Consider the following 25,864-nt stretch of genomic DNA (forward strand, 5'->3'; position numbering starts at 1 on the left):
CAGCGGAACCGCCCCCGACTTCACCGCCGTCCCGACCAGGGCCAGCGTATTGACCGGACTGAGCCAGGAACTCGCGGCTCTGCTCGACGATATGGTCGGCCCGCTGGTGATTCCCGAACTGTCCCGACCGGCGCACACCGAGGCGCTGGCGGTGCTGGACGTGCATCGGCTGGGGCTGGCGCGGCTGGCCGAGCTCTCCGGCGGCTTGGAGCGGACACCGGACTGGTGGCGTGGACTGTACGACGCACTGGAACCGTTCGTGGCCGACCCGCTGGCGGCCGAGGAATTGGGGGCGCTCGCGGTTCCGCTGGCCGACGGCCGGGTGGTCACGGGGCCGCGCACCGTCGTACTCGGTGATCGACTCGACGTCGCGATACCCCTGCATTGGGCGCGGCTGGTCCATCCGGAGGCCGCGCATCCGCTGCTCGCCCGGCTGGGAGCGCGCAGCGCGAACCCGGAAGATCTGCTGAACGATCCCGGATTGCACGCCGAGCTGGAGGATCACCCGGACGATCCGGAGATCGCCGACGCGATCCTGTCGCTCGCGGCGCGTGCCGAGGCGCGACTGTTGCCGTCCTGGCTGGGGCTGCTCGAATTACCCGATACCGACGGCGACCTGCGTCCCGCCGACGAATTGCTGCTGCCGGGCGCGCCGCTGTACCCGCTGCTGCCCGACGACACCCCGCTCGGCACCCTCGCCGAGGAACTCGTCGACCGCTACGGCGCGCAGGCGCTGCGCGCGATCGGCGTCGGCTGGGATTTCGCCGTCGTCGTCGAATCCGATCCGACCGGACCCGATCACGATCTGGACGACGAGGAATCCTGGTGGGCCACCCTGACCACGGATCCGAGGGAGTTCGCCGCGGTCCGCGATCTGGATCTGGTGGACGAGGTCGCGTGGCCGGACGCGCTACTCGAACTGGTCTCCCAGCCGGAGACGCGGCGTCTCGTGGCCGATCCGGACGGCTACACCGCCTGGTGGTTGCGCAGGCACGCGCGCATCCACGGCACCCGCCTCGGGCTCTACCGGCATCCGGCCGATACCGAATTCACCGGTCTGCTGCCGGAATTCACCTTCGACGGTTTCACACAGGCCGATCTCGACGGTCTGCGCGCGGTGTTCGTCGATCCGGCCGCCATGACGACGGATCTGGCCGAGGCTCTGCTCGACGCGCTCGCCGACCCGTCGAAAACCCCCGCGCCCGACGTGGTCGCGCACGCGCACCGTCTGCTCGCGGCGGCGGTGGCCGATAATCGACTCGACCTGTCCGATCTCGACCTGCCCGAACGTGTCCGCGTCCTGTCCGGCGACGCCGCCGACCCGGCCGATGTCATGGTGCTCGACCTGCCGTGGTTCGGTCTGGTCGTGCCGTCGCGGCGGCTGGTGCTCGGCGGTGCGGACGGCGCACCCGCGCTGGCCCGACTGCTCGATCTGCCCCTGGTCTCGGAGTCGGTGACCGCGGAGGTGGTCGGTTCGGGTCGCCGCACCTCCTGGTCGGCCGAACCGCTCGGTGTCGTGCTGCGTCAGCTGTTCACGCTGCCGCCGCAGGACGGCGAACTGGTCGTCCACGACGATCTGACCGTTCGCCTGTCCGGCGCGGTGACCGCGACGATCTCGGTGCCCTGGTGGCGCGATGGCGCGACCACGCACCTGAGCGTCCCGCGCACCGTGTCATCGGCCGACGAGAATCCCTACGCCGTGGAATAACTCGCGAGCATGCCGCTGAGCAGATCCAACTGTTCGCGCACCGCTTCGCTGTCGTTGTCGACCAGCCAGCGCAGCACGGCCCCGTCGATGACATTGAGGGTGAACCGGCTCAGTGTCGGTATCGGGGTCGTCCACTGGGTCGAGGTGGCTTCGCGCGCGTGATCGAGAATATCGGCCACGGTCGAATCGTTGAATGTGTACTGTTCGCGCGCGATAGCGATTTTCGCCGGGGTCTGTTCCCCTTCGCGCAATGCGTAAGTGGTGGTTTCGTAGGTGAGTAGTTGTCGTTCCGGTGTGGCTTCAATGTTGAGCCACATGAGTTCGAGTCCCGCGCGCACCAATCTTTGAAGCGCTTCTTTTCCACTTCCCGCGTCCTGCCATACCGTTTCATCGGCGTCGACGGAATCGCGTAATTCCATCGATAGCGCTTTGACCAGCTCGGTCATCAGCGCGTCCTTGTTTTCGAAACAGTAATGCACCACACCGAGCGAAACGCCTGCCGCCTGAGCCACATCGCGCGTGGTCACACCGGCAACGCCCTTTTTCTCGGCAAGGCCGATCGCCGCCTCGATAAGGTGGGCCCGTCGTTCTTCGACGCTCAATCGGGAGGACACCTGTGCGAGTTAAGCGTCCGGCGCGCGCGCAGTCAATTCGCCGTGACCAGAAATCTCGACTGGACGTTTGTCCAGTTATGTGGTTCGCTGCCATCCGGATGAAGGAGACGCGTATGCCTGTGTCACGCAGAACCGTTCTGGCCCGCACCGTCGCGGGTTCGGCTACTCTTGCCGCGGTCGCTCTGCCCGGCGCGACCGAGATGTTCGGCGCGACAGCGACGGCCACCCCCGCGACGGAGGCTTATCGAATCGGACTCGGCATCTCCGATCTCACCGGCCCGGCCGCCGAATGCGGGATGATGGGCTATTCGCAGTTGGAACAGACCACCGCCGGAATCCATTTGCGCCCGCGCGCCCGCGCCTTCGTCATCGAGGCGTCAGGCCGACGGATCGTCTACGTCGTCGCCGAGAACGGCATGATCTTCCAGTCGGTGCACCGCGGCGTCATGCGGGAACTCGCGGGCCGCTTCGGTGATCTGTACACCGAACAGAACGTCATGCTGACCTCGACGCATTCGCACGCCACCTGCGGCGGCTCCAGCCACGACTACGCCTACAACCTGTCCATTCTCGGTTTCCAGCAACAGGTTTACGACGCCGAGGTGAACGGCATCGTCGAGGCGATCGAGGCGGCGCACGCCGATCTCGGACCCGCGACCCTCGCGCTCGGCCGCGCCGAACTGCACAACGCGAGCGTGAATCGTTCCAGGGTCGCCTTCGACCGCAATCCGGAATCGGACCGGCGATATTTCCCCGATGCCATCGACCCCGCGGTCACCGCGCTGTCGATCGTCAAGGGCGGCAAGCGAGTCGGCGCGATCACCTGGTACGCCACGCACAACACGTCGATGAGCAATTCGAATCGCCTCATCAGCTCCGACAACAAGGGGTACGCCTCCTTCGCGCACGAACATATCGACCACGGCATCCGATACCTGGACGGCGCACCGGATTTCATCGCGGCCTTCGCTCAGACCAACGCGGGCGACATGTCCCCCAATCTGAATCTGCGCCCCACCTCCGGCCCGACCGAGGACGAGTTCGAGAACACCCGCATCATCGGTGAGCGGCAGTACGAGGCGTCGAAGGACGCCCTCGCATCGGCCCGATCGATGGCCGGTCCGGTTGACGCGCTGCTGTGCTACATCGACCTCGCCGATATCGCCGTCGACGGACGTTTCACCCCGGACGGCAGATCGGGCCACACCGCGCCCGCCGCCGCGGGCGTCGCCCTGATCGCGGGCAGCGTGGAGGACGGTCCGGGTCTGCCCGGCCTGCCGATTCCCGAGGGCGTGCGCAATCCGTTCCTCGAGGCCATCGGCGATCCGACCGCGCCCGCGCCGGCCTGGCTCGCGGATGCCCAGGCGCCCAAGGCGATCGTCGCGCCGCTCGGTCTGCTGCCGCCCGCGCCGTGGGTGCCGAATGTGGTGCCGATCCAGATCATGCGCATCGGCGAGCTCTATCTGGCGGGCGGTGGCGGCGAGTTCACCATCGTCGCGGGCCTGCGTATCCGGCGCGCGGTCGCGGCGGCGCTCGGCGTCGACCAGGAGCAGGTGCTCATGCAGGGCTACGCCAACGCCTACCACGAATACGTCACCACACCAGAGGAATACGACGCGCAGCAGTACGAAGGCGGCTCGACCCTGTTCGGCCGCTACACACTTCCCGCCTATCTCCAGGAATTCACCAGGCTGGCAACCGCTTTCGCGGCGCGCGCGGCGATCGCGCGCGGCCCGGCACCGCGCGACATCTCGAATATGCAACCGAATTTCGTGCCCGCTCCGGGGCCGGACGCCACGCCGCCCGGCCGCGCCTTCGGGGATGTGCTGAGCCAACCGGTCGCCGCCTATCGGCGGGGCGAGCGGGCGGCGGTGGAATTCGTCTCCGCGCACCCGAAACACAATCCGCGGCGCAACGCCACCTTCCTGGAAGTGCAGCGGCGCACCGCGTCCGGTGGCTGGACGCGCGTCGCGAACGAAGGAGAGTGGGCCGTGCGCTACCACTGGAGCAAGAGGGCGGCGGCCGAATCGGTGGCGGGGTTCACCTGGGACATCCCCGGTGACGCCGCACCGGGTCGCTACCGATTCGTGCATTTCGCCGACGCGCTCGGCACGGACGCGACCCTGCGCCCCTTCACCGGAATCAGCGACGAATTCGAGATCGACTGAGCCGGGGCGGCACTACAGCCCGGTCTGCGCGCCCTTGTCGCCGCGACGAGCGCCGCGGCGCTGGATCAGGAAGATCGTGGTGCCGAGCAGTCCGACGGCCAACCCCATCAGGCACACCGGACGCGCCGATTCCCACTGGTCACCGCTGGCGAACACCACGATCGTGGCGATCAACCACAGGGCGCTGCCGACCGCGAGCACGGGACGCGGGTCGGTCAGGCGCGGCGGGATCTGCGGGACTTCGGGGGGCACCGCCCCAGCCTAGCGTCGGGAACCGGCGTCCCCCCGTCGGCCGGTCCCGTATCGTTTCGGTCTGTGACAACGCCATCGGATGTTCGAGCTCTCGCCGGTGAACTCTCACTGGCGGTGGTTCGGCTGACGCGACATTTGCGGGGTCGGCGCGCCGACGCACAGATTTCGCTGACCCAACTCTCCGCGCTCGCCACCCTGAATCGGGACGGCGCCATGACACCGGGGGCGCTGGCCGCGAAGGAACGAGTCCAGCCGCCGTCGATGACCAGGGTCATCGCGTCGCTGACGGATCTGGACCTGGTCGTGCGCAAACCGCATCCGACTGACGGCAGGCAGATCATCGTCTCGCTCTCACCCGCGGGCCGCGCGCTCATCGCCGACGAGGCGAGCGCGCGCGAAGCCTGGATGACCGAACAGCTCTCCACCCTCACCGACGATCAACTGGTGGTGTTGACCCAGGCGGTCGGGATCATGAAACAGATCGTCACCGAATCGGAGTAGCGCGATCAGCGCCCGCCGAAGGCCTGATCGCTCTCGACGATGTCCTTGCCGAGCGGGAACAGCGACAGCGGGATGAATTTGAGATTCGCCCAGCCGAACGGGATTCCGATGATCGATACGAACAGCGGAATGCTGGTGAGCAGATGTCCCAGCGCCAGCCACCACCCGGCGAAGATGAACCAGATGATGTTGCCGAGCATGGACCCGGTGCCCGCACCCGGTTTGTCGACCGTCGTGCGCCCGAACGGCCACAGCACGTATCCGGCGATCCGGAACGAGGCGATCCCGAACGGGATGGGCACGACCAGGAAGAACAGCAGGAAGCAGATGATTCCGGCCAGAATGTAGCCCAGCGCCATCCAGAATCCGGCGAAGATGAGCCACAGGATATTGAGGACCAGCTGAATCGGCTTCATAGGATCCAGGGTACGGCGAAATCGCCGCCGCGCTCCGCGCTTCTCCCGGCGGTTCCCGCGGTGTTCAGAAGAACCAGCCGAGTTCGGCGTCACGCTCGGACGCGAACGCCGCATCCAGCGCTCGCACCCGATCGGTGTCCTTGAATCGCAAGCGATTCGCCGCCGCGAAGGCCCGCGCCGGGTAGGCGCCGAGATAGAGCCCGCCCAGGACATCGATGCCGAGTTCGATATCGGGGGTCCGGCCGGTCGGCGCGCATTCGGCTTCGCCGTCGCGTACGCGCAGCGCGAAGACCCCGCCCGCGTCCCGGAACGGATCGGTGACCGCGAGTACCACGTCGAGATCGCCCCGGTAGGCGCGAGCGGTGAGCGCGGCGGGCACATCCATCAGACGCATCCACAGACTGTCGGTGCGGTCGTGGGTGGTCACCAGACGCGAATTCGTCAGCAGATAGGGCAGCGGGTCGTTGTCGGAGATTTCCGCCTCGATGCGGGTGACGATGTCCAACCCGAGCAGAGCCCGCCACAGCGCGGCATGCGCGTCGGAGGTGACCGCGCGGAATTCGAGCACACGGACGTTCGTGTACTGGCCCCCGCGGTGGTAGCGATACAGCGCGTAACCATCGGCGTGCAGCAGCGCGAAGAAGGTCGTCTCGCCCTCGCGCCATTGCGGCGGATCGGAGAACCGCTGCGCCCAACTCGTTTCCGGGCGCAGCTGCGCTCCCGGCGTCTGCCTGCGCCACCGGTCGTAGATCGACTTCACCTGCTCGGTGACGTTCTGCGGTACCTCCACCGTGACCCCGCCCGGGTCGGGTGCGCTCGGCAGGAATTCGGCGAATCGCCGATCGATGGTGATCGCGTTGTGCCGGACGGTCGGCGCGTAGCCGAAACGTCCGTAGATGGTCGCGCGGCTCGCCGTGAAGATGGTGACGGGCAGTCCCGCCGCCTCGGTCCGCCGGTGCTGTTCGGTGTACATGGCCCGCAGAATTCCGCGCCGCCGATGCGTCGGCGCCACCCCGACCGCCGAGATTCCGCAGGCGGGGACGGTCCGTTCACCGGGAACCGTCAGCGTCATCCCCATCGACGCGCTGTGACCGACCACGCGCTCACCTTCGACGGCGACCAGCGAGCCCTCCAGCGGGAAGATCGGCGCCGACTGCCGCCGCTCCGGCGGTTCGTACCCGAATCCGAACGACACCGAAGCGAGCAGCGCGATCCCGGCCTCATCGTTCTCGGTAGCCGAGCGGATGGTGATTCCGGAAACCAGAGTCATGCCACGACCATGCCACGCGCGGTCCCGGCCGGGCACGTGATTATCGCGTCCTGGCGCGTCGCGGGTCCGCGACAGGACCTGCGGCACGACGGGTGGGCGGGCCCGGCAGGATGTAGCGGTGGCCGAAGTGATCGATATCGAGGATCCCGCCGACGAGAGGGTGGACGACTTCCGTGATCTGTCCTCCGCGGACCGCAGACCGGATCTGCCCGGCCGCAAGGGACTGGTGATCGCCGAGGGGGTGGTGGTCGTGCAGCGGATGCTCGAATCGCGGTTCCGGCCGAGCGCGCTGCTCGGTGTGGGGAAGCGGTACGAGCAGTTGGCCGAGGATCTCGCGGATGTCGATGTGCCGTACTACCGGGCCGATCCCGAGGTGATGGCAGAAGTCGTCGGATTCCATCTGAATCGCGGAGTGCTCGCGGTCGCGCCGAGGCCGGAGGCATTGCGCGTGGACGAGGTGCTCGCCACGGCGCGGACCGTGGCGGTGCTGGAAGGTATCAACGACCACGAGAATCTGGGCTCGATGTTCCGCAACGCGGCCGGATTGGGCGCGGACGCGATTCTGTTCGGGGATCGTTGCGCCGACCCGCTCTACCGGCGTGCGGTCCGGGTCTCGATGGGGCATGTGTTGCGGGTGCCGTTCGCGCAATTGCCGACCTGGCCGGACGGACTGGAACTCCTTCGCGCCGGGGGGTTCCAGATCATCGCGCTCACCCCGAGCCCGGCGGCGGTGAATCTCGCGACCGCCATGACCGGGCAACGCGTGGCGCTGCTGCTCGGCGCGGAGGGGCCGGGGCTGTCCGAGGAGGCGATGGCCGCCACCGATATCCGGGCCAGGATCCCGATGTCGCCCGGCACCGATTCGCTCAATGTGGCGACGGCCGCCGCGATGGCGTTCTATGAACGAGTGAGGTTGTCGTGAACGACAGAGGGGCCTACGAGCCCTATCGGCCCTATCCGGAGTACCGCGATCCGACCCCGTGGGCGGCGGGAATCACGGTCGCGGTCATGGTCGCCGTACTGTCCGCCGCCGCCGTCTATTCGTTCGGCGAGGCGCTGGCCCGCGTACACCCCGTCCTGTCGGTACTCGTCAATCTCGTCGCGGCCGGCGGAGCCGCGCCCACCGCGTGGCGCTGGCGCGCCACCCCGGTCACCCGCTGGGTCATCGCGGGTGTCGCGGTGGGCGTGGTGCTCGCGTGGTTCGCGCTCGTCGTCACGGGTCTGTCGGCACTCTAGGTCCGGGACCGGCTCATTCGTGTTGGGACACCCGGTCGCCGCCGAGCCAGCCGAAAATCCCACGACGCCTTGCCGTTCCGTCGACGGCACGCCGCGGGGCCGGAATGACCTCGGCCGGATCGGTCTGATGCCCCTTCGGGAGCAGGGTGAAACCGCAGACCGAGATATCACCCGGTGAGAGCGCCGACTCGTTCTCGGCGCCCGCGCGGTAGTGGAAACCGAGCCATTGGTTGTTCGCCGCGTCCGCGAAATCGGGTGGGTCGAACGGCAGGGCCTGCGGGTCGGGCATTTCTCCCGGCTGCCAGTCGACGGGGTGTTCGCCCGCCCAGAACGGGCGCTCCCAGACCCGTGGCAGGCCCTCGTCTTCGAGGATGTTCACCCGGGTCGCGCTGAAGGCCCGGCGGAATTCGCCACGCTCCCACTGCGCGTACGCGCCCCAGCCGTGCGCGGTGTCGAAGGCGACGAGGTAGGTGTGCTCCGAGGCCAGCGGGCGGACCAGCAGTTCCGGCAGCGTTGTCGGGTACACCTGGGCGGAGTGGGGCGAGCACACCACGGTGACGCCGGGATAGCAGCCGATGTAGACCTCGCCCCGGTCCGGGCCCGCGCAGCCGCCGAGGGTGCCGACCATGCCCGGCACGACATCGTGGTCGGCGTAGAGCTGTGTGGCCAGTGCCAGTGCGGCATCCGGATCTGGGTCGTGGTTCGCGCGGAGCACCGCCGTCGGGTCCGGTGCGTCGACGTACCAGAGGGAAGAAGCTTTGGACAGCATTTCCGGCACCTCCCGAATTACGAGAAATAGCTCCGCGAACTTCCAGCAAACTAGCGTGTTGTCGCCTACACGGCGTCACCGCGAACTGCCCGCGCCGACGTCAACACCGACGACACCGAGAAATCTACGCGCAAGAAGGGCACGGCCGCACGGCTTCGGCTACCGAACACGCCAGCGGGCCCCAGATTTTCGCGATTCATCACTTCCAGCAACCTGATCGGCTCGGCTGGCAAACTCGATCACGGTATGCGGTGGATGTGACCGAATCCGGCCGACACCCACCGCGCGTGGGCCGTACTCTCAGTGGCCGGAACTGCGGACGCCGAGCAGGACGTCTTCCCAGGACGGCATCGGAGCCTTGCCGCGCTTGTTCCGATTGGTTTTCGCCGGTGCGGGTTTGGCGGCGGGTTTGGTCGGGTCCTCGGCGGTCGGATGCGGCGGCGCGGACGCCGCGGGGGCGGCAGCCGGGGGAGCCGGTGTGCTCGCGGCAGGCGTCGTCGTCGCGGCGGCGGGCGCAGCCGGGGGAGCCGTGGTGGGCGAGCCCGCGACCGTAGCGGCGGAACCGTTGGTCGCGGGTGCGGTGGCCGCCGGAACCTTGGGAACCGCACCGTTCACCGCGGGTGCGGTGGCGGCGGGCGCCTTCGGGCCGGAACCGTTCGCGGCGGGTACCGCGGCGGCCGACCCGGTACCCGAACCGTTCGCCGCCGGAATCGCCGCGGGCGAACCGCCCGCCGCGACGGCACGCCGCTCGTAGTACTCGTCCATCGCGGGCCTCGGCGCCGGACGCGCGGGCGTCGCGGTGCTTTCGCGCGGCGGACGTGTCGACTCGATGACCGGTTCGGGCGCGGACTGCGCCTCCAACTCGGACTGCGCGGGCAGGATGGACGCCAGACCGCGCAGTGCGCGACCGAAATCCGGGTCGATCAGATCCGAGGCGGGATCATCGAGCGGGGAGACCGAACCGCCATGGGCGTCCGGTTGGTAGCGCCAGTGCGCGGCGATCTCGGAACGCCCGTTCTGCCACTGCAACTGGGCGACCCAGAAACCCTTCTCGTCCTTCCAGGCATCCCATTCGGCATTCTCGAGGGTGTGCCCGCGCTCGGTGAAAGCGGCGGTGACGATATCGATGAGCGTTTCCACGGCGGGGCCGTCGGTGCGTACCGGATGTGCCTTCTGCGCCAATTCGGCCGCGCGGGCCCGCTCCAGCAGAACCGGGTACGCGAAACGCTCGACGCGGCTCATCGGCATCCCGGATTCCGCGGTGACCTGATCGACGGAGGCACCGGCTCGTATACGGGCCTGGATATCTCGTGGACGCATGGTCGCTTCCATTTCGATCTCGATCTGGCCGAATCGAGCGAGGTCTCCACGTGCCGCCGCGCGAAGTTTGTCGTCGGCGGGCAACCGGTACTTGGTTCCTGACTCTGGGTCGATGCACACGATGTGCGTGGAGTCGGGCGTCACCCCGATCACTCGAAGTTCACGCACCACTGCCTCCTTATCGCGTCGGCTCGCGACACCGCCCACTGTTTCGAAACAGTAGTGCACAGTCGCTGATCTCGAGGCAAGACACGCGGGCCGAAAATCTGCGGACAGGCCTTCGGAACCGCTAGTCTGCTCTGTTCGTCTCGGTTTGCCGCGACTGCGCGCGACCCTCCGATTCCGTTCGAAGCGGCCACTTTTCATGAAAAACCGGGCCACGAACGACACTCGCGAACTCGGTTCCCGTGGGATTCGAATCCGGAGTTGTCGTCGCGGCCCGGGGTTTGCTGATTTGTAGCGGTTACCGGATTTTCTTATTCCGGTTATCAGACCAGTTTCTCGACGACCCAGTCGATGCTACGCGTAAGAAGGCTCACGTCTTCGGGGTCGATCGCGGGGAACATACCGACGCGCAACTGGTTGCGGCCCAGTTTGCGATAAGGCTCGGTATCGACGATCCCGTTGGCGCGCAGCACCTTCGCGACCGCGGCGGCGTCGACGGAATCGGCGAAATCAATGGTTCCGACGACCTGTGAACGGTGTGTCGGATCCGCGACGTACGGCGTGGCGAATTCGCTCGACTCGGCCCACGAATACAGCCGCGAGGACGAATCCAATGTGCGCTTGACCGCCCAATCCAGGCCGCCGTTGCCGTTGAGCCATTCGATTTGATCGGCGAAAAGCAACAGCGTCGCGAGCGCGGGCGTGTTGTAGGTCTGGTCCTTGGAGCTGTTGTCGATGGCGATCGGCAGCGACAGGAATTCCGGGGTCCAGCGACCCGAGGCCTTGATCTCCTCGACCCGGGCAAGCGCGGCCGGGCTCATCAGCGCCACCCACAGGCCACCGTCGGCGGCGAAGCATTTCTGCGGGGCGAAGTAGTAGACGTCGGCATCGGTGATGTTGACCGGGAGACCGCCCGCGCCCGAGGTGGCGTCGATGGCGATCAGCGCGTCACCCGAACCGGCGGGACGCTGCACCGGAATGGAGACGCCGGTCGAGGTTTCGTTGTGCGCCCAGCCGATGAGGTCGGCCGACGGATCCGATACCGGCTCCGGTGCGCTGCCCGGCTCCGACGACACCACGATCGGGTCGCCGATGAACGGATTGCCCTTGGCGACGGCGGCGAATTTGCTGGAGAACTCACCGTTGGTGAGGTGCAGCGAACGCTCGCGGATCAGACCGAAGGCGGCGGCGTCCCAGAACGCGGTGGTGCCGCCGTTGCCGAGGACGACCTCGTAACCGTCGGGCAGCGAGAACAGTTCGCGCAGGCCGCCGCGCACGCGCGCGACCACGTCTTTCACCGGCTTCTGCCGGTGCGAGGTTCCGAACACCGAGGCGCCGACGTTCACCAGGGACTGCAACTGCTCGGGGCGAACTTTGGAGGGGCCGCAGCCGAACCGTCCGTCGGCGGGCTTGAGGTCGTCGGGGATCGTCGGGAACGCAGTGGTCATGCGAACAAGCCTAAAGCGTGCCGGACCTGCGGGCCGTAGGGGGTGTGGAGGTTGCGGGCACGTTGCTGACGCGAACCGTCGGGTCGGTCGCGTGGTCGTGGGTCACGGCGCCGCGCGATGCCGCGCGAGGTCGACGCCTTCCCGATGTCCGACGGGTTTGCCAGCGATGCGCCAGGGGCGGCAGTGACTGTCCGTGCGGGTGGTGCGGGAGTTGTCGGAGGTGATGCCTGTGTTTGTTTTCACAATCCGGGAAATTCGGTCGTCGCGCCGGATCTCGGGCGTCGACGGCGATCCGGGCAGCCCCCTCGATGCGCTCTGTGTCAACGCGACACGCCCTCGCCGGAGCAGTCCAACGCGCTATCGGTGTGTCGTGTACCACAGTGCGGCTAACGTAGGCCGTCATGAGCGAGCACAGGGTGGGCCGGGTGCGGGCATGAGTATCGCGTCGATGGGCTCGGAGTGGCGTGCGCGGTCGCGGAATCGGGGGTCGCGGGCAGGCGCTCTGTCCGGGGCGGCGCGGCGCGAACTCCTGATGCGTGGCACCGAGGGGGTGGCGACCGTCCTCGGCGTTCACCGCGGTTCGACGGTCGCGGGTTTCGAACTACCGGGCGCGGTCGACGGTGAGGGCGGGCACGTGTTCCTGGTGCGCGTGGTCGTCGACGGCGTCGCGCCGTACGAGACCCGCGTCAGGCAGCGGATGCGCGCGGAAGATCTGAAATGGGCGCAGGCGGGCGATGTGGTCCGCTGTCGCGTCGACCCGGGCGATCGGGATCGGCTGGTGCTCTACCTGCCCGAGATCGGGGAGGTGCGGCGGGTCAGCGTCGCCAAGACCCTTGCCGACGGTCGCCGGGCCGACGCCACCGTACTCGCGGCCGCCCCCGTGGCCGCCGACTATTCCGGCATCGACGATCCGGTGCTCCGGCTCGACCTGGAACTGCGGGCGTGGGACGAGCCGACGCCGTGGCGGGTGCGCCTGGTCCAGCCGGTTCCGCTGGCCGCCATCGGCCTGGTCGACCTGGGACAACATCTCGAAGTCGCGTTCTTCACCGTCGATCGCGGCGAATCCGTCGCCGTCGACTGGACGGCGTCACTGGGCGAACGGTAGGGGCGGAGGCCCGGTTACCGGCGGTTCGGACCGTTCCTCGGTGATCGACCGTCGTGAGGCAGTTCGCCCGTACGACAGCGCACGAGCCGGGCGTCGCGGAGAGTTCTGGCTCTCCCGCCGACGCCCGGCTCGCGCGGGTGGTTCGGATCGGTGTCTCAGGCGTGCGTGATGGTCGCCCAGCCCGCGACGTCCTCCGGGCGGCGCGGATCGGGACCGGTGTAGATCGCCGCCGGGCGTACCAGTTTGCCGAGCTGCTTCTGCTCGAGGATGTGCGCGCACCAGCCCGCGGTCCGGCCGCAGGTGAACATGGCGGGCATCATGTGGGCGGGCACCTCGGCGAAGTCGAGGATCACCGCGGCCCAGAATTCGACGTTGGTCTCGATGGCGCGGTCGGGACGACGTTCACGCAGTTCGGCCAGCGCCGCCTGCTCCAGGGCCGCGGCGACCTCGAAGCGCGGGGCGTCCAGACGCTGGGCGGTGGCGCGCAGCACGCGGGCGCGCGGGTCCTCGGCCCGGTACACCCGGTGACCGAAGCCCATCAGCTTCTCCTTGCGGTCGAGGATGCCCTTGACCAGAGCCCGCGCGTCACCGGACTTCTCGACCTCTTCGATCATCGGGAGCACGCGGGCGGGCGCGCCGCCGTGCAGCGGGCCGGACATCGCGCCGATCGCGCCGGACAGCGAGGCCGCGACATCGGCGCCGGTGGAGGCGATGACCCTGGCGGTGAAGGTGGAGGCGTTCATGCCGTGTTCGGCGGCCGAAACCCAGTAGGCGTCGATGGCCTCGGTGTGCTTGGGGTCCGGGTCACCCTTCCAGCGGGTCATGAACCGCTCGGTGACCGTGGTGCATTCGTCGATCTTCTTCTGCGGGACCGCGGGCTGGTAGATACCGCGCGCGGACTGCGCGACATAGCTCAGCGCCATGACCGAGGCGCGTGCCAGATTCTCGCGCGCGGTCTCGTCGTCTATGTCGAGTAATGGCTGGTATCCCCAGATCGGGGCGAGCATGGCCAAACCGGCCTGCACGTCGACGCGCACGTCGCCGGTGTGCACCGGCAGCGGGAAAGGTTCGGCGGGCGGCAAGCCGTGCCCGAATGCTCCGTCGACAAGCAGTGCCCACACATCACCGAAGGTGACCTGGCCGCCGACCAGATCCTCGATGTCGACGCCGCGGTAGCGCAGCGCCCCGCCGTCCTTATCCGGCTCGGCGATATCGGTGGTGAATGCCACCACACCCTCGAGGCCGCTGACGAAATCGCTCGGTACGGCGGCCTTACCGCCGGAAACCGCGGGGCTGGTAGTCATGTGTGACTCTCCTTGCACTTCGGGTCGCATGATTCCTCGCCGAATTGGGTGCTTTTCGCCGAGCACATGCCGATCACCAAAACCTTAGCTCGCTGCTACCGCGGAGTAACGTCTGGCCCATGCGTGACCTGGACAATTCATCGCGCGGTCGGCAAGCCGCGGAATATGCCGCGACCGCCGATCTGGCCGCGATGCGTGTGGATTACGGCGTCGCCCATTTCGGCAGTGGCGAGGACACCGATCTGGACGAGGCCTGGGTGGCCGGTGGCTGGGAGCCGCTGCTTCGCCATTGGATCGAACAGGCGACCGCGGTCGGCGCGGCCGAACCCAATGCGATGGTGCTCGCCACCGTCTCGCTCGCGAGCGGATCGCCGCGCCCGGTATCGCGAACAGTTCTGTGTAAAGGGCTCTCGCCCGAAGGTGTGACTTTCTACACGAATTACGACTCGGCCAAGGGCGGCCAATTGGCCGAGATCCCGTTCGCCGCCGCGACTTTTCTGTGGCCCGCGCTCGGCAGGCAGATCCATGTGCGCGGACCGGTCGACAAGGTGCCGAACGAGGTGACCTCCGTGTACTGGCGGTCGCGGCCACGGGATTCCCAACTCGGCGCGTGGGCGTCGCATCAATCGCGGCCGATCGGTTCACGCGCCGAAATGGACCGGGTGCTGGCCGAGACCACCGCCCGCTTCGCCGACGTCGACGATATTCCGGTACCGCCGCAGTGGGGCGGCTATCTGCTGCGCCCCGACGAAGTCGAATTCTGGCAGGGACGGCGCGGCAGGTTGCACAACCGGATCAGGGTGCGCATCGACGCGGGACGGCAGATCGTCGACCGATTGCAGCCGTGAATCCGGTGTCCTCACGATTGTGATGATCCCAACCCTTCTGCGCCGCTGATCGCGTCACTACGCTGCCGCCGGTGAAACTGCTCGCCGACACCACCCCGCTGCGCTATCCGGATTTCCGACGGTTGTGGACCAGCAATATCGTCACCGTCATCGGAGCGCAGCTCGCGGTGGTCGCGGTGCCGCAGCAGTTGTTCCAGATCACCGGCAGTTCCGGATACGTCGGGTTGGCCGGCCTGTTCGGCCTGGTTCCGCTGATCGTGTTCGGCCTGTGGGGCGGTGCGCTCGCCGATGTGATGGACCGGCGCAGGCTGATGCTCATCACCAATGTCGGCACCGGCCTGACCGCGCTCGCCTTCTGGGCCCAGGCCGCCGCCGGACTGGACAATGTCTGGGTAATCCTGGTGCTCTTCGCCGCCCAGCAGGCGCTGTTCGCGGTCAATCAGCCGACCCGCAGCGCCGCGATCCCGCGCCTGCTTCCGACCGAACACCTCGCCTCGGCGAGCGCGCTGAGCATGACGGTGCAGCAGACCGGGGCGATCGCGGGACCGGTGCTCGCGGGTGTGCTCATCCCGGTCGTCGGCCTTTCCACGCTCTACCTGATCGATGCCGTCGCGCTGCTCGCCACCATCTGGGCGGTGTGGAAACTGCCCGCGATCCCGCCGACCGGTGACGCGCGCACCGCCGGATTGCGCACCGTGCTCGACGGTTTCGTCTACCTGGCGACCCAGCGCATCCTGCTCGCCTCGTTCCTCGTCGACGTGATCGCGATGGTGTTCGGCATGCCGAGGGCGCTGTTCCCGCAGATCGCGCACGAAACCTTCCACGACCCGGCCGAGGGCGGCGTGGCACTGGGCCTGTTGTTCGCGTCCATGTCCGTCGGCGCGGTGCTCGGCGGGGTGTTCTCCGGATGGATCTCCCACGTGCGGCGACAGGGCTTGGCCGTCGTGGTCTGTATCGCGCTGTGGGGTGTGGCGATGATCGGTTTCGGGGCCGCGGTCGGCTTGACCGGGCACGGCCTCGGGATCGGTGTCGGACTGTGGATCGCCCTGGCGTGCTCGGCATTCGGCGGCGCGGTCGACATGGTGTCGGCCGCGTTGCGCATCGCCATGCTCCAGGCGGTGACCACCGACGAGATGCGTGGCCGATTACAGGGCGTCTTCATCGTCATCGTCGCCGGTGGGCCGCGCATCGGTGATGTTGCCCACGGTTTTGCCGCCGCGAGCCTGGGTACCGCGGTCGCGGCGGCGGGTGGCGGCGTTCTCGCCGTCATCGGTGTGGTGCTCGCGGCTCTCGCCTTCCCGGCCTTCGTCCGATACACGGTGACGCGCTCACCTCGGCAGGAGCCCGTCGTGACACGGATCGAGTGAACGCCGAGAAGCCGTGACACCGTGTCGCATCCGCCAGCACATTCGACGTCGGAACGCAATATGCTCACGTGAGAGAAGTATGTTTGTGAGGTTCTCCGGCGGGCACCCTCGTCGTCGGGCCCTGTGGACAGCGACTAGCGTCTAGGTAATCGCACCGCCGTGCCGACCGCACTTCGATGCCGACGGTCCTAGCCTGAGAGGGATCCTTCCGTGCCCGAAAAAGACCACATCAACGACGCCAAGCCGGTGCTGAGCTACCCCGGCGGCGAATACGCGATGAAGATCGCCCAAGCCTCCGAAGGTAACGACGGCGTCGACCTGGGCAAAATGCTGGCCAGCACCGGGTACGTCACCTACGACCCCGGGTTCACCAACACCGCGTCGACCAAGTCGGCGATCACCTATATCGACGGTGAACAGGGCATCCTGCGCTACCGCGGCTACCCGATCGAGCAGCTCGCGGGCACCTCGACCTTCATCGAGGTCAGCTATCTGTTGATCTACGGTGAATTACCGACGCAGGCCCAGCTCGACGATTTCACCGACCGGATCCGCAGGCACACCCTGCTGCACGAGGATCTCAAGCGGTTCTTCGACGGCTTCCCGCGCAACGCGCACCCGATGCCGGTGCTCTCCTCCGCGGTGAACGCCCTCTCGGCGTACTACCAGGACTCGCTTGACCCGCGCGATCCCGAGCAGGTCGAACTGTCGACCATCCGACTGCTGGCGAAGCTGCCGACCATCGCGGCCTACTCGTACAAGAAGTCGGTCGGCCAGCCGTTCCTCTACCCGGACAACTCGCTGAGCCTGGTCGAGAACTTCCTGCGCATGACCTTCGGGTTCCCGGCCGAGCCGTACGAGGTCGATCCCGAGGTCGCCGCGGCGCTGGACATGCTGCTCATCCTGCACGCCGATCACGAGCAGAACTGCTCCACCTCGACCGTGCGCCTGGTCGGCTCGTCGGACGCGAACCTGTTCACCTCGGTCTCGGGCGGCATCAACGCCCTGTGGGGTCCGCTGCACGGCGGCGCCAACCAGGCCGTGCTGGAGATGCTCGACGACATCAAGGCCCAGGGCGGCGACGTCAAGGAGTTCATCCGCAAGGTCAAGAACAAGGAAGACGGGGTGAAGCTCATGGGCTTCGGACACCGCGTCTACCGCAACTACGACCCGCGCGCCGCGATCGCCAAGAAGCACGCCGACAACATCCTGCAGAAACTCGGCGGCGACGACGAACTCTTCGATATCGCCCAGGCGCTCGAGGAAGCCGCGCTCACCGACGAGTACTTCGTCTCCCGTCAGCTGTACCCGAACGTCGACTTCTACACCGGCGTCATCTACAAGGCGATGGGTTTCCCGACCCGCATGTTCACCGTCCTGTTCGCGATGGGCCGGCTCCCCGGCTGGATCGCGCACTGGCGGGAAATGCACAGCGAGCCGCTCAAGATCGGCCGCCCGCGTCAGGTCTACACCGGTTACGGCGCACGCGATTACGCCGGTATCGACAACCGCTGAGACCCGGCGTCAGAACACGATCAAGTTCCGCACACACTCATCTATCGAAGGAGATAGCCGAATGACCAAGCCGGAGATCGAATTCCAGGCAGGCCCCGCGCCCAGCGAACTCGTGATCAAGGACATCATCGAGGGCGAAGGCAAGGAAGCCGTACCCGGTGGCACCGTCGAGGTGCACTACGTGGGCGTCGAATTCGAATCCGGCGAGGAATTCGACTCCTCCTGGAGCCGTGGGGAATCCATCAGTTTCCCGCTGCGCGGCCTGATCCAGGGCTGGCAGGACGGCATCCCCGGCATGAAGGTCGGCGGCCGTCGCCAGCTGACCATCCCGCCGGAGCTCGCCTACGGTCCGGCCGGTGCGGGACACCAGTTGGCCGGTAAGACACTGGTCTTCGTGATCGATCTGATCAACGCCGCCTGACCCCGGCACCCGAACGGCCCGTGCTCCCCAGTGGAGCACGGGCCGTTCGTCGTTCGTAGCGGGGGTTGTACACGGCGCGAAAGGTGGGTCCTGCGCCCTATAGTCGCCGTGGACATGCAAGCCGTGCAGGGAAAAACGAGGACAGGATGCGGGTGCTCGCGGGCGTCGGGCTGGTGGTCGGCGCGCTGGTGGCGGTGGGTTGTGGGTCACCGGGTGGGGATCCGGGAACGTCGTCGGCGGTGCATTCGGCGAACGGTCTCGGGCTGGAGGCGAGTCCGCCGGAATCCTACGATCCGTGCGCGGATGTTCCGCAGAGCGCGTTGACTTCGGAGCGGCTGCGCGCCGTCGGGATAGCGAACGCGGACGCGTTGGGCGGGGTGCAGTGGCGAGGGTGTCAGTGGAAGAAGGTCAACGGATACACCGTGTCGATCCGGATGACGAATATGACGCTGCCCTTCGTGCGCAAGAACTTCTACGACGGGGGACGGGACGCGATGGTGGCGGGGCGGCCCGCGACCATCGCGCGCCGTGACGCGGCCCGCCGCACCGAGGTGTGCACCATCAACGTCCAGATCGAAGGCGGGAGTATCGAATTCGATCTCGACAATCCGCCGTCGAACGCGGTGACGGGGACGATCGACACCTGCGAACTCGGATCGGCCCTGGCGGAGAAGGTCGTACAGACGCTGCCCGCGGGCGCGTGATCGTCCTCGCCGGAGAGTGACCAGGAGTACTCGTCGTTGTCGCTCGTTTGCCGTGTGAGCGCCGCTTCGTTGTGCCTATAGTCGGCGTGGAAGTGCAAGCCGTGCAGGGGAATCGGGGGAAATATGCGGGTTGTCGCGAGCGTCGGTCTTGTGATCGCAACGCTGATGGCGGTGGGTTGTGGGGCATCGGAGGGAGATTCAGGGGAGGCGGCGAAATCGGTGAACAGTCTGGGGCTGGAGACGAGTCCGCCCGAGTCGTACCACCCGTGCGCGGATGTTCCGCAGGGCGTATTGAGTTCGGAGCGCTTACGCGGTACCGGACCGGCGGATGCGGACGCGTCGGACGGGGTGCGGTGGCGAGGGTGTAAATGGGTCAAGAACAACGGATATTCGGTGTCGATTCGGATGACGAATATGACTCTGCCCTTCGTGCGCAAGACTTTCTACACCATGGGCCGAGACGCGACGGTCGGCGGAAGGTCGGCGACGATCGCGCACCGGAGCGAGGCTCGCGGTCCCGAGGTCTGCACCGTGAATGTGGAGATCAAGGGCGGAAGTCTCGAATTCGATGTCGACAATCCGCGATCCAGCCTGCTGACCGGGGAACTGGATACCTGCGAACTCGGATTGGCGTTGGCGGAGAAGGTGGTGCCGACCTTGCCCGCAGGCGCGTGATCCGGATGTGACGGTGCGGATGCGGGGGCGCGGCGGTGTCGAACTCACTCCCGCACGATCCGGACCGGATCGGTGAGAGCGAGGGCGATCGCGGACTGCTGGGCGTTGCTGCGCATCGGAAGCGTCTCCATCGCCTTGCCGGTCTGGGTGTTCAGAGTGCCTACGACGCTCTGCAATTGGCTGACGCCGCTGGTCAGCTGCCCGATCGCGTCGACGAGTTGGGCTCCGCCGGTGTCGGCGAGTTCGGGCAGGCCCTCGGCCAGTTTCGCGCCCTCGTTCAATTGCGCGCTCGCGCCCTGTAACCGGCCGACGACGGTGCGCAGGAGGGTTGCGAGATCGGTCTCGGGATCCACCGCGCCGCCGACCAATTGGTCGAGACCGTCCAATTGGGCGCCCGCCTGGCCGGAGACATTCCGCAGACCGTCGAGTTTCGCGATGATGTCGGCGAGTGCGGGATCACCGGCGAAGGGCAGGGCGCGCAGTAGCGGCAGCAGTTGGTCGAGTCCGGAGCTCACACCGGTCGCGGTCCGCTGGACCTGCGCGATCGTCACATCGGTCGAATCCAGGGCGGCCGCGAGCTGATTCGCCTGTGCGGCAGCACCATCGACCGTCTCGTTGAGGATCGCGATGGCCGAGGTGAGTTGCGCCGAACCCTCTTTCGCGAAATCGAGAAATCCGAGCAATTGTTCCGCGCCGCCGCTGAACTGGTCGGCACCGGCGGCGGCCGCGTTCACACCCGCCCCGAGCAGTTGGGCGGTGAACTGCACCCCGCTGAGCTGGGATCTGGCCTGGCTGACGGCGGCGAGTGCGGCGTCCACCCCCGCGGCCCCGATGCGGTGGGTGACCCGGTCGGTCGCCTCGCGCACCAGGTCCTCGTCGGCGGCTTCATTCGTAGCGACCCTGACCTCCGCATACCGGGGGTTCGGGCTCGCGAGGGTGCCCATGGCCTCGGTGAGATCGGCGGGCAGGGTGATCACCGCCGCGTAATCGTCGGTATCCGCCGCACCCGGTGCGACCACGGCCCACTCGAATCCGCCGCCGTCCTGCTCTATCGCCTGGGCGATACGCGCGCCGATCGGGCCGGTATCGGTGTTCACCAGCGCTATCGTGGACGGAGACGGCGTGGTTCCGGAACAGGCGGTGAGCGCGCCGACGAGGGCGCCCGAAACGAAGATCGCGGAGACGAGGAAGGCCCAGCGGGCGCGTTGTCCGATCACCCCGCTGACATTATGGGTGAGAACTTGCGCTTACGCTGGGCTTTCTCTGTGGATTCGGTAAGGGCCGCAAGGCATTCGCCGAATCACCGATCAGACGGCCACGTGACCGAAATCCAGTTTGACGAGCTGATCCGCGCGGTCGAAATACCGGTCGTCGTGCGTGATGACGATGACGGTCTTCCCGCGCCGCTTGAGATCGGCGAGGATCTCGTCGTAGAACACCTCGCGGAACCGGGGTTCCTGGTCGGCGGCCCACTCGTCGAAGAGATAGATCTGGCGATCCTCCAGCAGTGCGGTCAACAGTGCCAGCCGTTTACGCTGTCCCTGCGACAGCGCGATCGTCGACAGTTTCCCGTCCCGCACGGTCACCTTGTGCGCGATCTGCAATTCCTCGAGGTAGCGGTGCACTTCGGCGTCGATACCGGGCCGATCGAATCCGAGGTAGTCCTCGAACAGATGGAAATCGCTGAAGATGGCCGAGGAGTTCTGCCGGAACCACTCGATGTTCTCGTGATCGATCTTCTCGCCGTTCAGCGCCACCGATCCCGACCTCGGGACATAGAGTCCCGTGATCAGTTTCGCCAGCGTCGATTTGCCGCTGCCGTTGCCGCCGACGATGAAGGTGATCTGTCCGGGCTCGAAGACCAGGTCGATCGGGCCGAGCTGGAATCCGGAGGTTTCCTCGCCGGCGAGGGCGGCGGGCGCGCCGACCGGAGCCGGTTGCCGACCGTGGGCTCCGTGGTCGAGTCGCTTGCGGCCGTTGACATCCGGTCGCCCGCCCGGACCCGCGCCGGGCGGCGGGCGATGGTGTCCACCGTGCGGCGGCGGCCCACCGTGACGGCCCTTCGGAGGTTTGCCACCCGGAGGCGGCCCGACCGGATGTCCTTCGCGGGGTCCGTCGCCGACGCGCGGTTCGTCCGGATGCGGGGGATGTCCGTCACCGGAAGGCGCCGAGGCGGGATGTCCGCCACCGGGCGGCGGTCCGCCCAGCCCCTCCGGGAACGGCGGCACGGGCTCACCGGCGTAGGTGTAGGTGACGTTCGTCAGTTCGAGGCGTGCCTCGGTGGCGGCGGGACGGTCGGTGAAGGGCAGTTGCTCCTCGTTGTGCTGGGTCTCCATGGACAGGTTCATGGTGCGGATCTTCGCCAGCGCCACATCACCGCGTACCAGGTCGGGGAGCCGGTGCATGAAGTTCTGCATCGGCATCGCGAGGAAGGTGGTGACCAGGACATAGCCGACCACGACGTCACGTGGCAGATCGAGCGTGGCGGCGATCCCGAACAGGATCAGCGCCATGGTGCCGAGTTGCAGTATCTGGCCGAGGCTTTGGGCGACCGAGAATTTGGTGCTGGCGTCGACGTTCTGCGCGCGCAAGGTCTCCGCGGACCCGAGCAGGTGGCGGTCCATGAAATCCCGGCGCCTGCCCCGGTGCAGTTTGAGTTCCTTGATACCGAGCGTCACGGCCTGGAACGAGCGCAGCAGCAGGTCCTCGTTCTCCCGAGCGTGGTGGTAGATGGCCCGAACCCGCTTGAGGAACAGTTCGACACACGCGATGCCGATCAGCGTGCCCGCCACCGTGATCGCGAAGATCGGGCCGGACAGGATCGCCAGGAAGATGAAGCAGCCGACGATCGTCGCCACGTCGATGCAGATCGCGGGGATCGCGGTCACCGCCTGCGACAGCGAGCGGACATCTTCGGTGAGCGTCGCGATGAGGCGATGCGTGCCCAGACGTTCCAGGTGTTCGAGCGGGGCCGAGACGACCCCGGAGCTGAGATCCGCCCGCAGCCGGAAAATGGCGTCCTGGGCCAGGCGGATCAGCAGGATCTGGGAAATCAAGCCACTCACCAGAAGGACCAGACCGGTCAGCGCGAAGCGCTGGAGCAGGTCACCGGGGCGCGGCTCGGGAGAGACGACGCTGTTGATCAGCGTCACCAGGTAGGTGTTGGCCGCACCCGCCACGAGGCCCGTGGCGATCACGCCCACGATCCGCACCCAGGAGATGGAGATGAGGAATCTGATGAGTTGCATGGTTTCTGTGCTTTCTCAGGATGCCGGTGAGGTGGGGTTCACCGGCGGATGATGTCGAAGATCATGCCTTCGAGCGTGACGCCGGGCGCGAAGGAGAACGCCACGCCCGTGGAGATCGGGCCGGTCGATTCGGTCTGCGCGATCATGCGTTCCAGCACGAAGATCAGCGAGACGCTCAGCATGTTGCCGTGCTCGGCCAGCACGTCCCAGCTCAGGGCCGCCGTCTCGGACGCGAGGCCCAGTGAGCGCGCCGACTCCTCGATGATCTTGGGTCCACCCGGGTGGATGGCCCACAGGTCGACATCGGCTTTGCGCAATCCGTTGGCCGCGAGGACCTCGGTGACCACGGGATCGACGCCGTTGTAGATGTACTGCGGCAGATTCTCCGACAGCTCGCAGGTGATGCCGCTGTTGTTCACCCCGAGCACGATGCCGTCCTCGGCGTCGTCGAGCAGATGACTGAAGCTGTCGCGGATCACGACACTGCCCGGCTTCAGCGGCTGGTGGACCTGGCTGGTGCCGATGACCACCGCGCCGCACCCGTCGCCGAACAGGCTGTGGGTGATGACATCGTTGACATCGTCGTCGAACACGGCGTTGACCGAACTCAACTCGATGCAGATCAGCATCGCCTTCTTGTCCGGGTGCGCCCGAACGTAATCGACGGCGGTGCGCATACCGTTCATCGCGGCGGCGCAGCCCATGAAGTTCACGACGACGCGGCTGACCTTGGGCGAGAGGCCCAACTGTTTGACCACGGCGACATCGACCCCCGGGGCGATGAAGCCGGTGCTGGTGACGAAGACCAGCAGCCCGATATCCGTTTTGTCCTCGATGCCGGCGACCGCGCGTCCGGCCACATCCACGGCCAGCGGAACCGCGTGCTCGTAGAAGAGGTTCATCCGCTCGCGGATGGTGCCGGGTTTGCGGCTGTATTCCAGGAATTCGGGGTCGAGCGGATCGACCGCGAGGCGACGGGTGTCGATTCTGGTCTTCTGATAGATGCGGGCGATCCTGGTCCGCTGCCGTTCGTCGCCGAACAACTCGGCCACCTGTCCGGCGGCCGCGGCCTGGTCGAATACCTGTGCGGGCGAACCCGTCGCGATACTTTCGATCACACCCACGGTGATCGGCGGCGCCGGCGGCATCATGCGCTCGGCGAGATCGTGCCCGTGCTCCCCATCCGCCAGGTGGCGGGTTGTCCCCAGGCTGCGAACGCTGCCTTCCTCGATCGTTACAGACACGACTCTCTACCTTTCGAAATAAATGTGTTGAACTCACCGCCTGCGAGTGGATGACGTGGCGGACGAACTGTTGATATGAATCGGAATCGGGTCAGACCGTGCCGATTCCGGTGAACCCCTGAACCGTGTAGACGGCGCAGGTCTTCAGAGCCGATGGCGAGCAGTGCTCGCGGACGAAGCCCCAATCGCGCTCCTTGGCCTCGTCCGACCGCGAGAGCAGATAGGTCCTGATCTGTTTCGGGAACCGGTCGGTGAAGAAACTCTTCGCCGGAATCCACTCCACCCCGAATTTCGCGGCCTCCTCGCGCAGGACGTCCTCGGTGGCGATATTGGCGAATCCGCTGCGCTGATAGGGCAGGACGTGGTGGACGCGATGCGAACTCAGGCCGGCGGAGAGGAAGCAGTCGACGTAGCGGTTACCGACGACTTTGAGGTCGTACGCCTGCTCGAGCTGGTTGACGCCCCAGTCCTCGGTATCGGTGTGCAGTTCCTCGGTCTCCAACTCGAAATCGTGGCTGGCGACGACGAGGAACGTGCTGATCCACAGCGAGAACACGAATTGCAATGCCCAGGCCAGGAAGTCACCCGCCGCGATGAACAGCGCCAATTCGGCCACCAGCAGGAATCGCACGCCGAACGATCCGATGAAATGCGGCAGCGCGCCGCCCCACGTCCCGTACATCTCCTTGACGCCGACTTTTCGCGTCAGCCTGCAGACGTCGAGCAGTCGGATGGTCATGCCGGTGAGCGTGTGCCCGAATTTGTGGATGGTGTGGATCGGTATCCGGTACAGCCGCGGGACCCGCATCATCATCGTGAAGACGTTCTTCTTGATGTCGACTTCGCTCTGGGTGTGCGGGTGGTGCAACAGCGCGTGGCCGTCGGCGGTGACGAACGCCAGCGCCACGTAGTTGAAATCGAAGGCGTTGGTGTAGACCTTGTTCATGCCCTTCTGGGCACGGTGGATCGCGTAGTGGCCGAAGCCCGCCAGCGAACTGCGCAGCAGCACCATCGCGATCACGAAGATCGGCAGCGGCATCCAACCCGGTTCGGCCAGTCGCAGACCCTGGACCGCGAAGTAGGCGACGGCCAGCAGCGCGACGACGATGTTGAAGATCGTGTCCATGCGCTTGATCCGGGCCGCCAGCTCGGGATTCCGCAGCCGCGCCTTGACCTTGTGCAGCAGGTCTTCCTTGTTGTCGAAGCTGTACTTCGGGGTGTCGCGCCAGCTGTCGAAACCCTCGTTGAACAGGAAGTCCGGCGCGTTGTTCGTGGGATGGATGTCCTCGGGGAGGGCGTCGCGGTTCAGCGAGTACCGCTGCAACATCCGCTCGACCGCTTCGGGATTCTTGTGGTACGAGCCGATGATCGAGGTGATGTCACGGTTTTTCGTACGTCCGATGAAGAACTCGCCGCCGGGATGCTTGGAGATCCAGTCACTGAGGTCGTAGGCTTTGCCGTTGTACACCCACACGTTCGAGATCGGCGGTGGGCCGTCCGGAGCCGGAGGCCGACGGAATTCCTGTTCGTCTGCTGCCTGGTCGGCGGTGCCCTGTTCCGCGGTGA

23 protein-coding genes and 1 pseudogene are annotated in these 25,864 nt (G+C 66.8%); 12 read left to right on the plus strand and 12 right to left on the minus strand.

The genetic code is table 11. From position 1 onward, the window contains the following. Positions 1-1,708: pseudogene (locus JZ792_RS19830) on the plus strand (ATP-binding protein); the annotation flags it as partial. Here the strand turns inward: JZ792_RS19830 and JZ792_RS19835 are convergent. Next, entirely contained in the window at positions 1,693-2,310 is a 618-nt protein-coding gene (locus tag JZ792_RS19835; protein WP_254190073.1) for a TetR/AcrR family transcriptional regulator, read from the minus strand. The pseudogene JZ792_RS19830 and the gene JZ792_RS19835 overlap by 16 nt on opposite strands. 125 nt (positions 2,311-2,435) lie before the next feature. Between JZ792_RS19835 and JZ792_RS19840 the strand changes: the two genes are divergently transcribed. Continuing rightward, positions 2,436-4,490, plus strand: coding sequence for a neutral/alkaline ceramidase (locus tag JZ792_RS19840; protein WP_216912096.1), 2,055 nt, complete (start codon positions 2,436-2,438; stop codon positions 4,488-4,490). Between the two features lie 12 nt (positions 4,491-4,502). Here JZ792_RS19840 and JZ792_RS19845 read toward each other — a convergent pair whose 3' ends face one another. Further along, a complete protein-coding gene (locus tag JZ792_RS19845; RefSeq protein ID WP_216912098.1) occupies positions 4,503-4,742 on the minus strand; it encodes a DUF2530 domain-containing protein in 240 nt (79 codons plus the stop codon). 63 nt (positions 4,743-4,805) lie between these two features. Here JZ792_RS19845 and JZ792_RS19850 point away from each other — a divergent pair, with 63 nt between their 5' ends. Beyond that, positions 4,806-5,243 (plus strand): MarR family winged helix-turn-helix transcriptional regulator, encoded by a 438-nt coding sequence (locus JZ792_RS19850; RefSeq protein WP_216912100.1) that lies wholly within the window; start codon positions 4,806-4,808, stop codon positions 5,241-5,243. Between the two features lie 5 nt (positions 5,244-5,248). Here the strand turns inward: JZ792_RS19850 and JZ792_RS19855 are convergent, their stop codons facing one another. Together JZ792_RS19855 and JZ792_RS19860 are read right to left on the minus strand one after the other, a co-directional pair. Then, a complete protein-coding gene (locus JZ792_RS19855) occupies positions 5,249-5,659 on the minus strand; it encodes a YccF domain-containing protein (protein ID WP_109525283.1) in 411 nt (136 codons plus the stop codon). Between the two features lie 64 nt (positions 5,660-5,723). Next, the gene (locus JZ792_RS19860) at positions 5,724-6,929 is read right to left on the minus strand and encodes a GNAT family N-acetyltransferase (protein WP_216912102.1); all 1,206 of its coding nucleotides are present in this window, start codon (positions 6,927-6,929) and stop codon (positions 5,724-5,726) included. A 118-nt stretch (positions 6,930-7,047) separates the two neighbouring features. Here JZ792_RS19860 and JZ792_RS19865 point away from each other — a divergent pair, with 118 nt between their 5' ends. Beyond that, entirely contained in the window at positions 7,048-7,851 is an 804-nt protein-coding gene (locus tag JZ792_RS19865) for a TrmH family RNA methyltransferase (RefSeq protein WP_216912104.1), read from the plus strand. Next, the gene (locus JZ792_RS19870; protein WP_308165365.1) at positions 7,848-8,165 is read left to right on the plus strand and encodes a DUF2537 domain-containing protein; all 318 of its coding nucleotides are present in this window, start codon (positions 7,848-7,850) and stop codon (positions 8,163-8,165) included. Before JZ792_RS19865 ends, JZ792_RS19870 begins: the two co-directional genes overlap by 4 nt. A 13-nt stretch (positions 8,166-8,178) precedes the next feature. On the opposite strand, the gene JZ792_RS19875 is transcribed toward JZ792_RS19870, so the two are convergent. From JZ792_RS19875 to serC, 3 genes are all read right to left on the minus strand, one after another. Then, complete coding sequence (locus JZ792_RS19875) at positions 8,179-8,934, minus strand: DUF6928 family protein (RefSeq protein ID WP_216912106.1); 756 nt, start codon at positions 8,932-8,934, stop codon at positions 8,179-8,181. A gap of 300 nt (positions 8,935-9,234) precedes the next feature. After that, positions 9,235-10,422 carry a septation protein SepH gene (gene sepH / locus JZ792_RS19880; protein WP_216912108.1) on the minus strand — a complete coding sequence of 396 codons (1,188 nt, stop codon included), beginning with the start codon at positions 10,420-10,422 and terminating at the stop codon, positions 9,235-9,237. Positions 10,423-10,742: 320 nt separating this feature from the next. Beyond that, positions 10,743-11,867 carry a phosphoserine transaminase gene (serC, locus tag JZ792_RS19885; RefSeq protein WP_216912110.1) on the minus strand — a complete coding sequence of 375 codons (1,125 nt, stop codon included), beginning with the start codon at positions 11,865-11,867 and terminating at the stop codon, positions 10,743-10,745. A 433-nt stretch (positions 11,868-12,300) separates the two neighbouring features. On the opposite strand from serC, the gene JZ792_RS19890 reads away from it, so the two are divergent. Further along, on the plus strand, positions 12,301-12,972 hold the full coding sequence (locus JZ792_RS19890) for a hypothetical protein (RefSeq protein WP_216912112.1): 672 nt from the start codon (positions 12,301-12,303) through the stop codon (positions 12,970-12,972). A 155-nt stretch (positions 12,973-13,127) separates the two neighbouring features. On the opposite strand, the gene JZ792_RS19895 is transcribed toward JZ792_RS19890, so the two are convergent. Further along, positions 13,128-14,276 (minus strand): citrate synthase 2, encoded by a 1,149-nt coding sequence (locus JZ792_RS19895; RefSeq protein ID WP_216912114.1) that lies wholly within the window; start codon positions 14,274-14,276, stop codon positions 13,128-13,130. A gap of 119 nt (positions 14,277-14,395) precedes the next feature. On the opposite strand from JZ792_RS19895, the gene pdxH reads away from it, so the two are divergent. The 6 genes from pdxH (at position 14,396) to JZ792_RS19925 (ending at position 19,806) form a co-directional block, all read left to right on the plus strand. Next, a complete protein-coding gene (gene pdxH, locus JZ792_RS19900; protein WP_216912116.1) occupies positions 14,396-15,124 on the plus strand; it encodes a pyridoxamine 5'-phosphate oxidase in 729 nt (242 codons plus the stop codon). A gap of 71 nt (positions 15,125-15,195) precedes the next feature. Continuing rightward, positions 15,196-16,491, plus strand: coding sequence for an MFS transporter (locus JZ792_RS19905; protein WP_216912118.1), 1,296 nt, complete (start codon positions 15,196-15,198; stop codon positions 16,489-16,491). Positions 16,492-16,701: 210 nt separating this feature from the next. Next, a complete protein-coding gene (locus JZ792_RS19910) occupies positions 16,702-18,006 on the plus strand; it encodes a citrate synthase (RefSeq protein WP_216912127.1) in 1,305 nt (434 codons plus the stop codon). A gap of 61 nt (positions 18,007-18,067) precedes the next feature. Next, positions 18,068-18,427: an FKBP-type peptidyl-prolyl cis-trans isomerase gene (locus tag JZ792_RS19915; RefSeq protein ID WP_216912129.1), complete on the plus strand. Its 360-nt coding sequence runs from the start codon at positions 18,068-18,070 to the stop codon at positions 18,425-18,427. 146 nt (positions 18,428-18,573) lie between these two features. Beyond that, entirely contained in the window at positions 18,574-19,131 is a 558-nt protein-coding gene (locus JZ792_RS19920) for a DUF3558 domain-containing protein (protein WP_216912131.1), read from the plus strand. 165 nt (positions 19,132-19,296) lie between these two features. Further along, positions 19,297-19,806, plus strand: a complete 510-nt coding sequence (locus JZ792_RS19925; RefSeq protein ID WP_254190080.1) for a DUF3558 domain-containing protein — start codon at positions 19,297-19,299, stop codon at positions 19,804-19,806. Between the two features lie 44 nt (positions 19,807-19,850). Here JZ792_RS19925 and JZ792_RS19930 read toward each other — a convergent pair whose 3' ends face one another. From JZ792_RS19930 to JZ792_RS19945, 4 genes are all read right to left on the minus strand, one after another. Then, positions 19,851-21,023 (minus strand): YhgE/Pip domain-containing protein, encoded by a 1,173-nt coding sequence (locus JZ792_RS19930; protein ID WP_216912135.1) that lies wholly within the window; start codon positions 21,021-21,023, stop codon positions 19,851-19,853. 90 nt (positions 21,024-21,113) lie between these two features. Beyond that, the gene (locus JZ792_RS19935) at positions 21,114-23,054 is read right to left on the minus strand and encodes an ATP-binding cassette domain-containing protein (protein WP_216912137.1); all 1,941 of its coding nucleotides are present in this window, start codon (positions 23,052-23,054) and stop codon (positions 21,114-21,116) included. Between the two features lie 38 nt (positions 23,055-23,092). After that, on the minus strand, positions 23,093-24,205 hold the full coding sequence (locus JZ792_RS19940; protein ID WP_216912223.1) for a type III polyketide synthase: 1,113 nt from the start codon (positions 24,203-24,205) through the stop codon (positions 23,093-23,095). 184 nt (positions 24,206-24,389) lie between these two features. Beyond that, the gene (locus JZ792_RS19945; protein ID WP_308165368.1) at positions 24,390-25,781 is read right to left on the minus strand and encodes a fatty acid desaturase; all 1,392 of its coding nucleotides are present in this window, start codon (positions 25,779-25,781) and stop codon (positions 24,390-24,392) included. Positions 25,782-25,864: the final 83 nt, after the last annotated feature.

Origin of the sequence: Nocardia noduli (assembly GCF_019038455.1) — a bacterium.
In the GTDB taxonomy this organism is placed as follows: domain Bacteria; phylum Actinomycetota; class Actinomycetes; order Mycobacteriales; family Mycobacteriaceae; genus Nocardia; species Nocardia noduli.

Bases quoted from the DNA above. Each gene is read 5' to 3' on its own strand.
- JZ792_RS19840 (WP_216912096.1), top strand. From the start codon at position 2,436: ATGCCTGTGTCACGCAGAACCGTTCTGGCCCGCACCGTCGCGGGTTCG.
- JZ792_RS19855 (WP_109525283.1), bottom strand. From the start codon at position 5,659: ATGAAGCCGATTCAGCTGGTCCTCAATATCCTGTGGCTCATCTTCGCC.
- JZ792_RS19860 (WP_216912102.1), bottom strand. From the start codon at position 6,929: ATGACTCTGGTTTCCGGAATCACCATCCGCTCGGCTACCGAGAACGAT.
- JZ792_RS19875 (WP_216912106.1), bottom strand. From the start codon at position 8,934: ATGCTGTCCAAAGCTTCTTCCCTCTGGTACGTCGACGCACCGGACCCG.
- serC (WP_216912110.1), bottom strand. From the start codon at position 11,867: ATGACCACTGCGTTCCCGACGATCCCCGACGACCTCAAGCCCGCCGAC.
- JZ792_RS19890 (WP_216912112.1), top strand. From the start codon at position 12,301: ATGAGTATCGCGTCGATGGGCTCGGAGTGGCGTGCGCGGTCGCGGAAT.
- JZ792_RS19895 (WP_216912114.1), bottom strand. From the start codon at position 14,276: ATGACTACCAGCCCCGCGGTTTCCGGCGGTAAGGCCGCCGTACCGAGC.
- pdxH (WP_216912116.1), top strand. From the start codon at position 14,396: ATGCGTGACCTGGACAATTCATCGCGCGGTCGGCAAGCCGCGGAATAT.
- JZ792_RS19915 (WP_216912129.1), top strand. From the start codon at position 18,068: ATGACCAAGCCGGAGATCGAATTCCAGGCAGGCCCCGCGCCCAGCGAA.
- JZ792_RS19920 (WP_216912131.1), top strand. From the start codon at position 18,574: ATGCGGGTGCTCGCGGGCGTCGGGCTGGTGGTCGGCGCGCTGGTGGCG.
- JZ792_RS19925 (WP_254190080.1), top strand. From the start codon at position 19,297: ATGGCGGTGGGTTGTGGGGCATCGGAGGGAGATTCAGGGGAGGCGGCG.
- JZ792_RS19935 (WP_216912137.1), bottom strand. From the start codon at position 23,054: ATGCAACTCATCAGATTCCTCATCTCCATCTCCTGGGTGCGGATCGTG.
- JZ792_RS19940 (WP_216912223.1), bottom strand. From the start codon at position 24,205: ATGATGCCGCCGGCGCCGCCGATCACCGTGGGTGTGATCGAAAGTATC.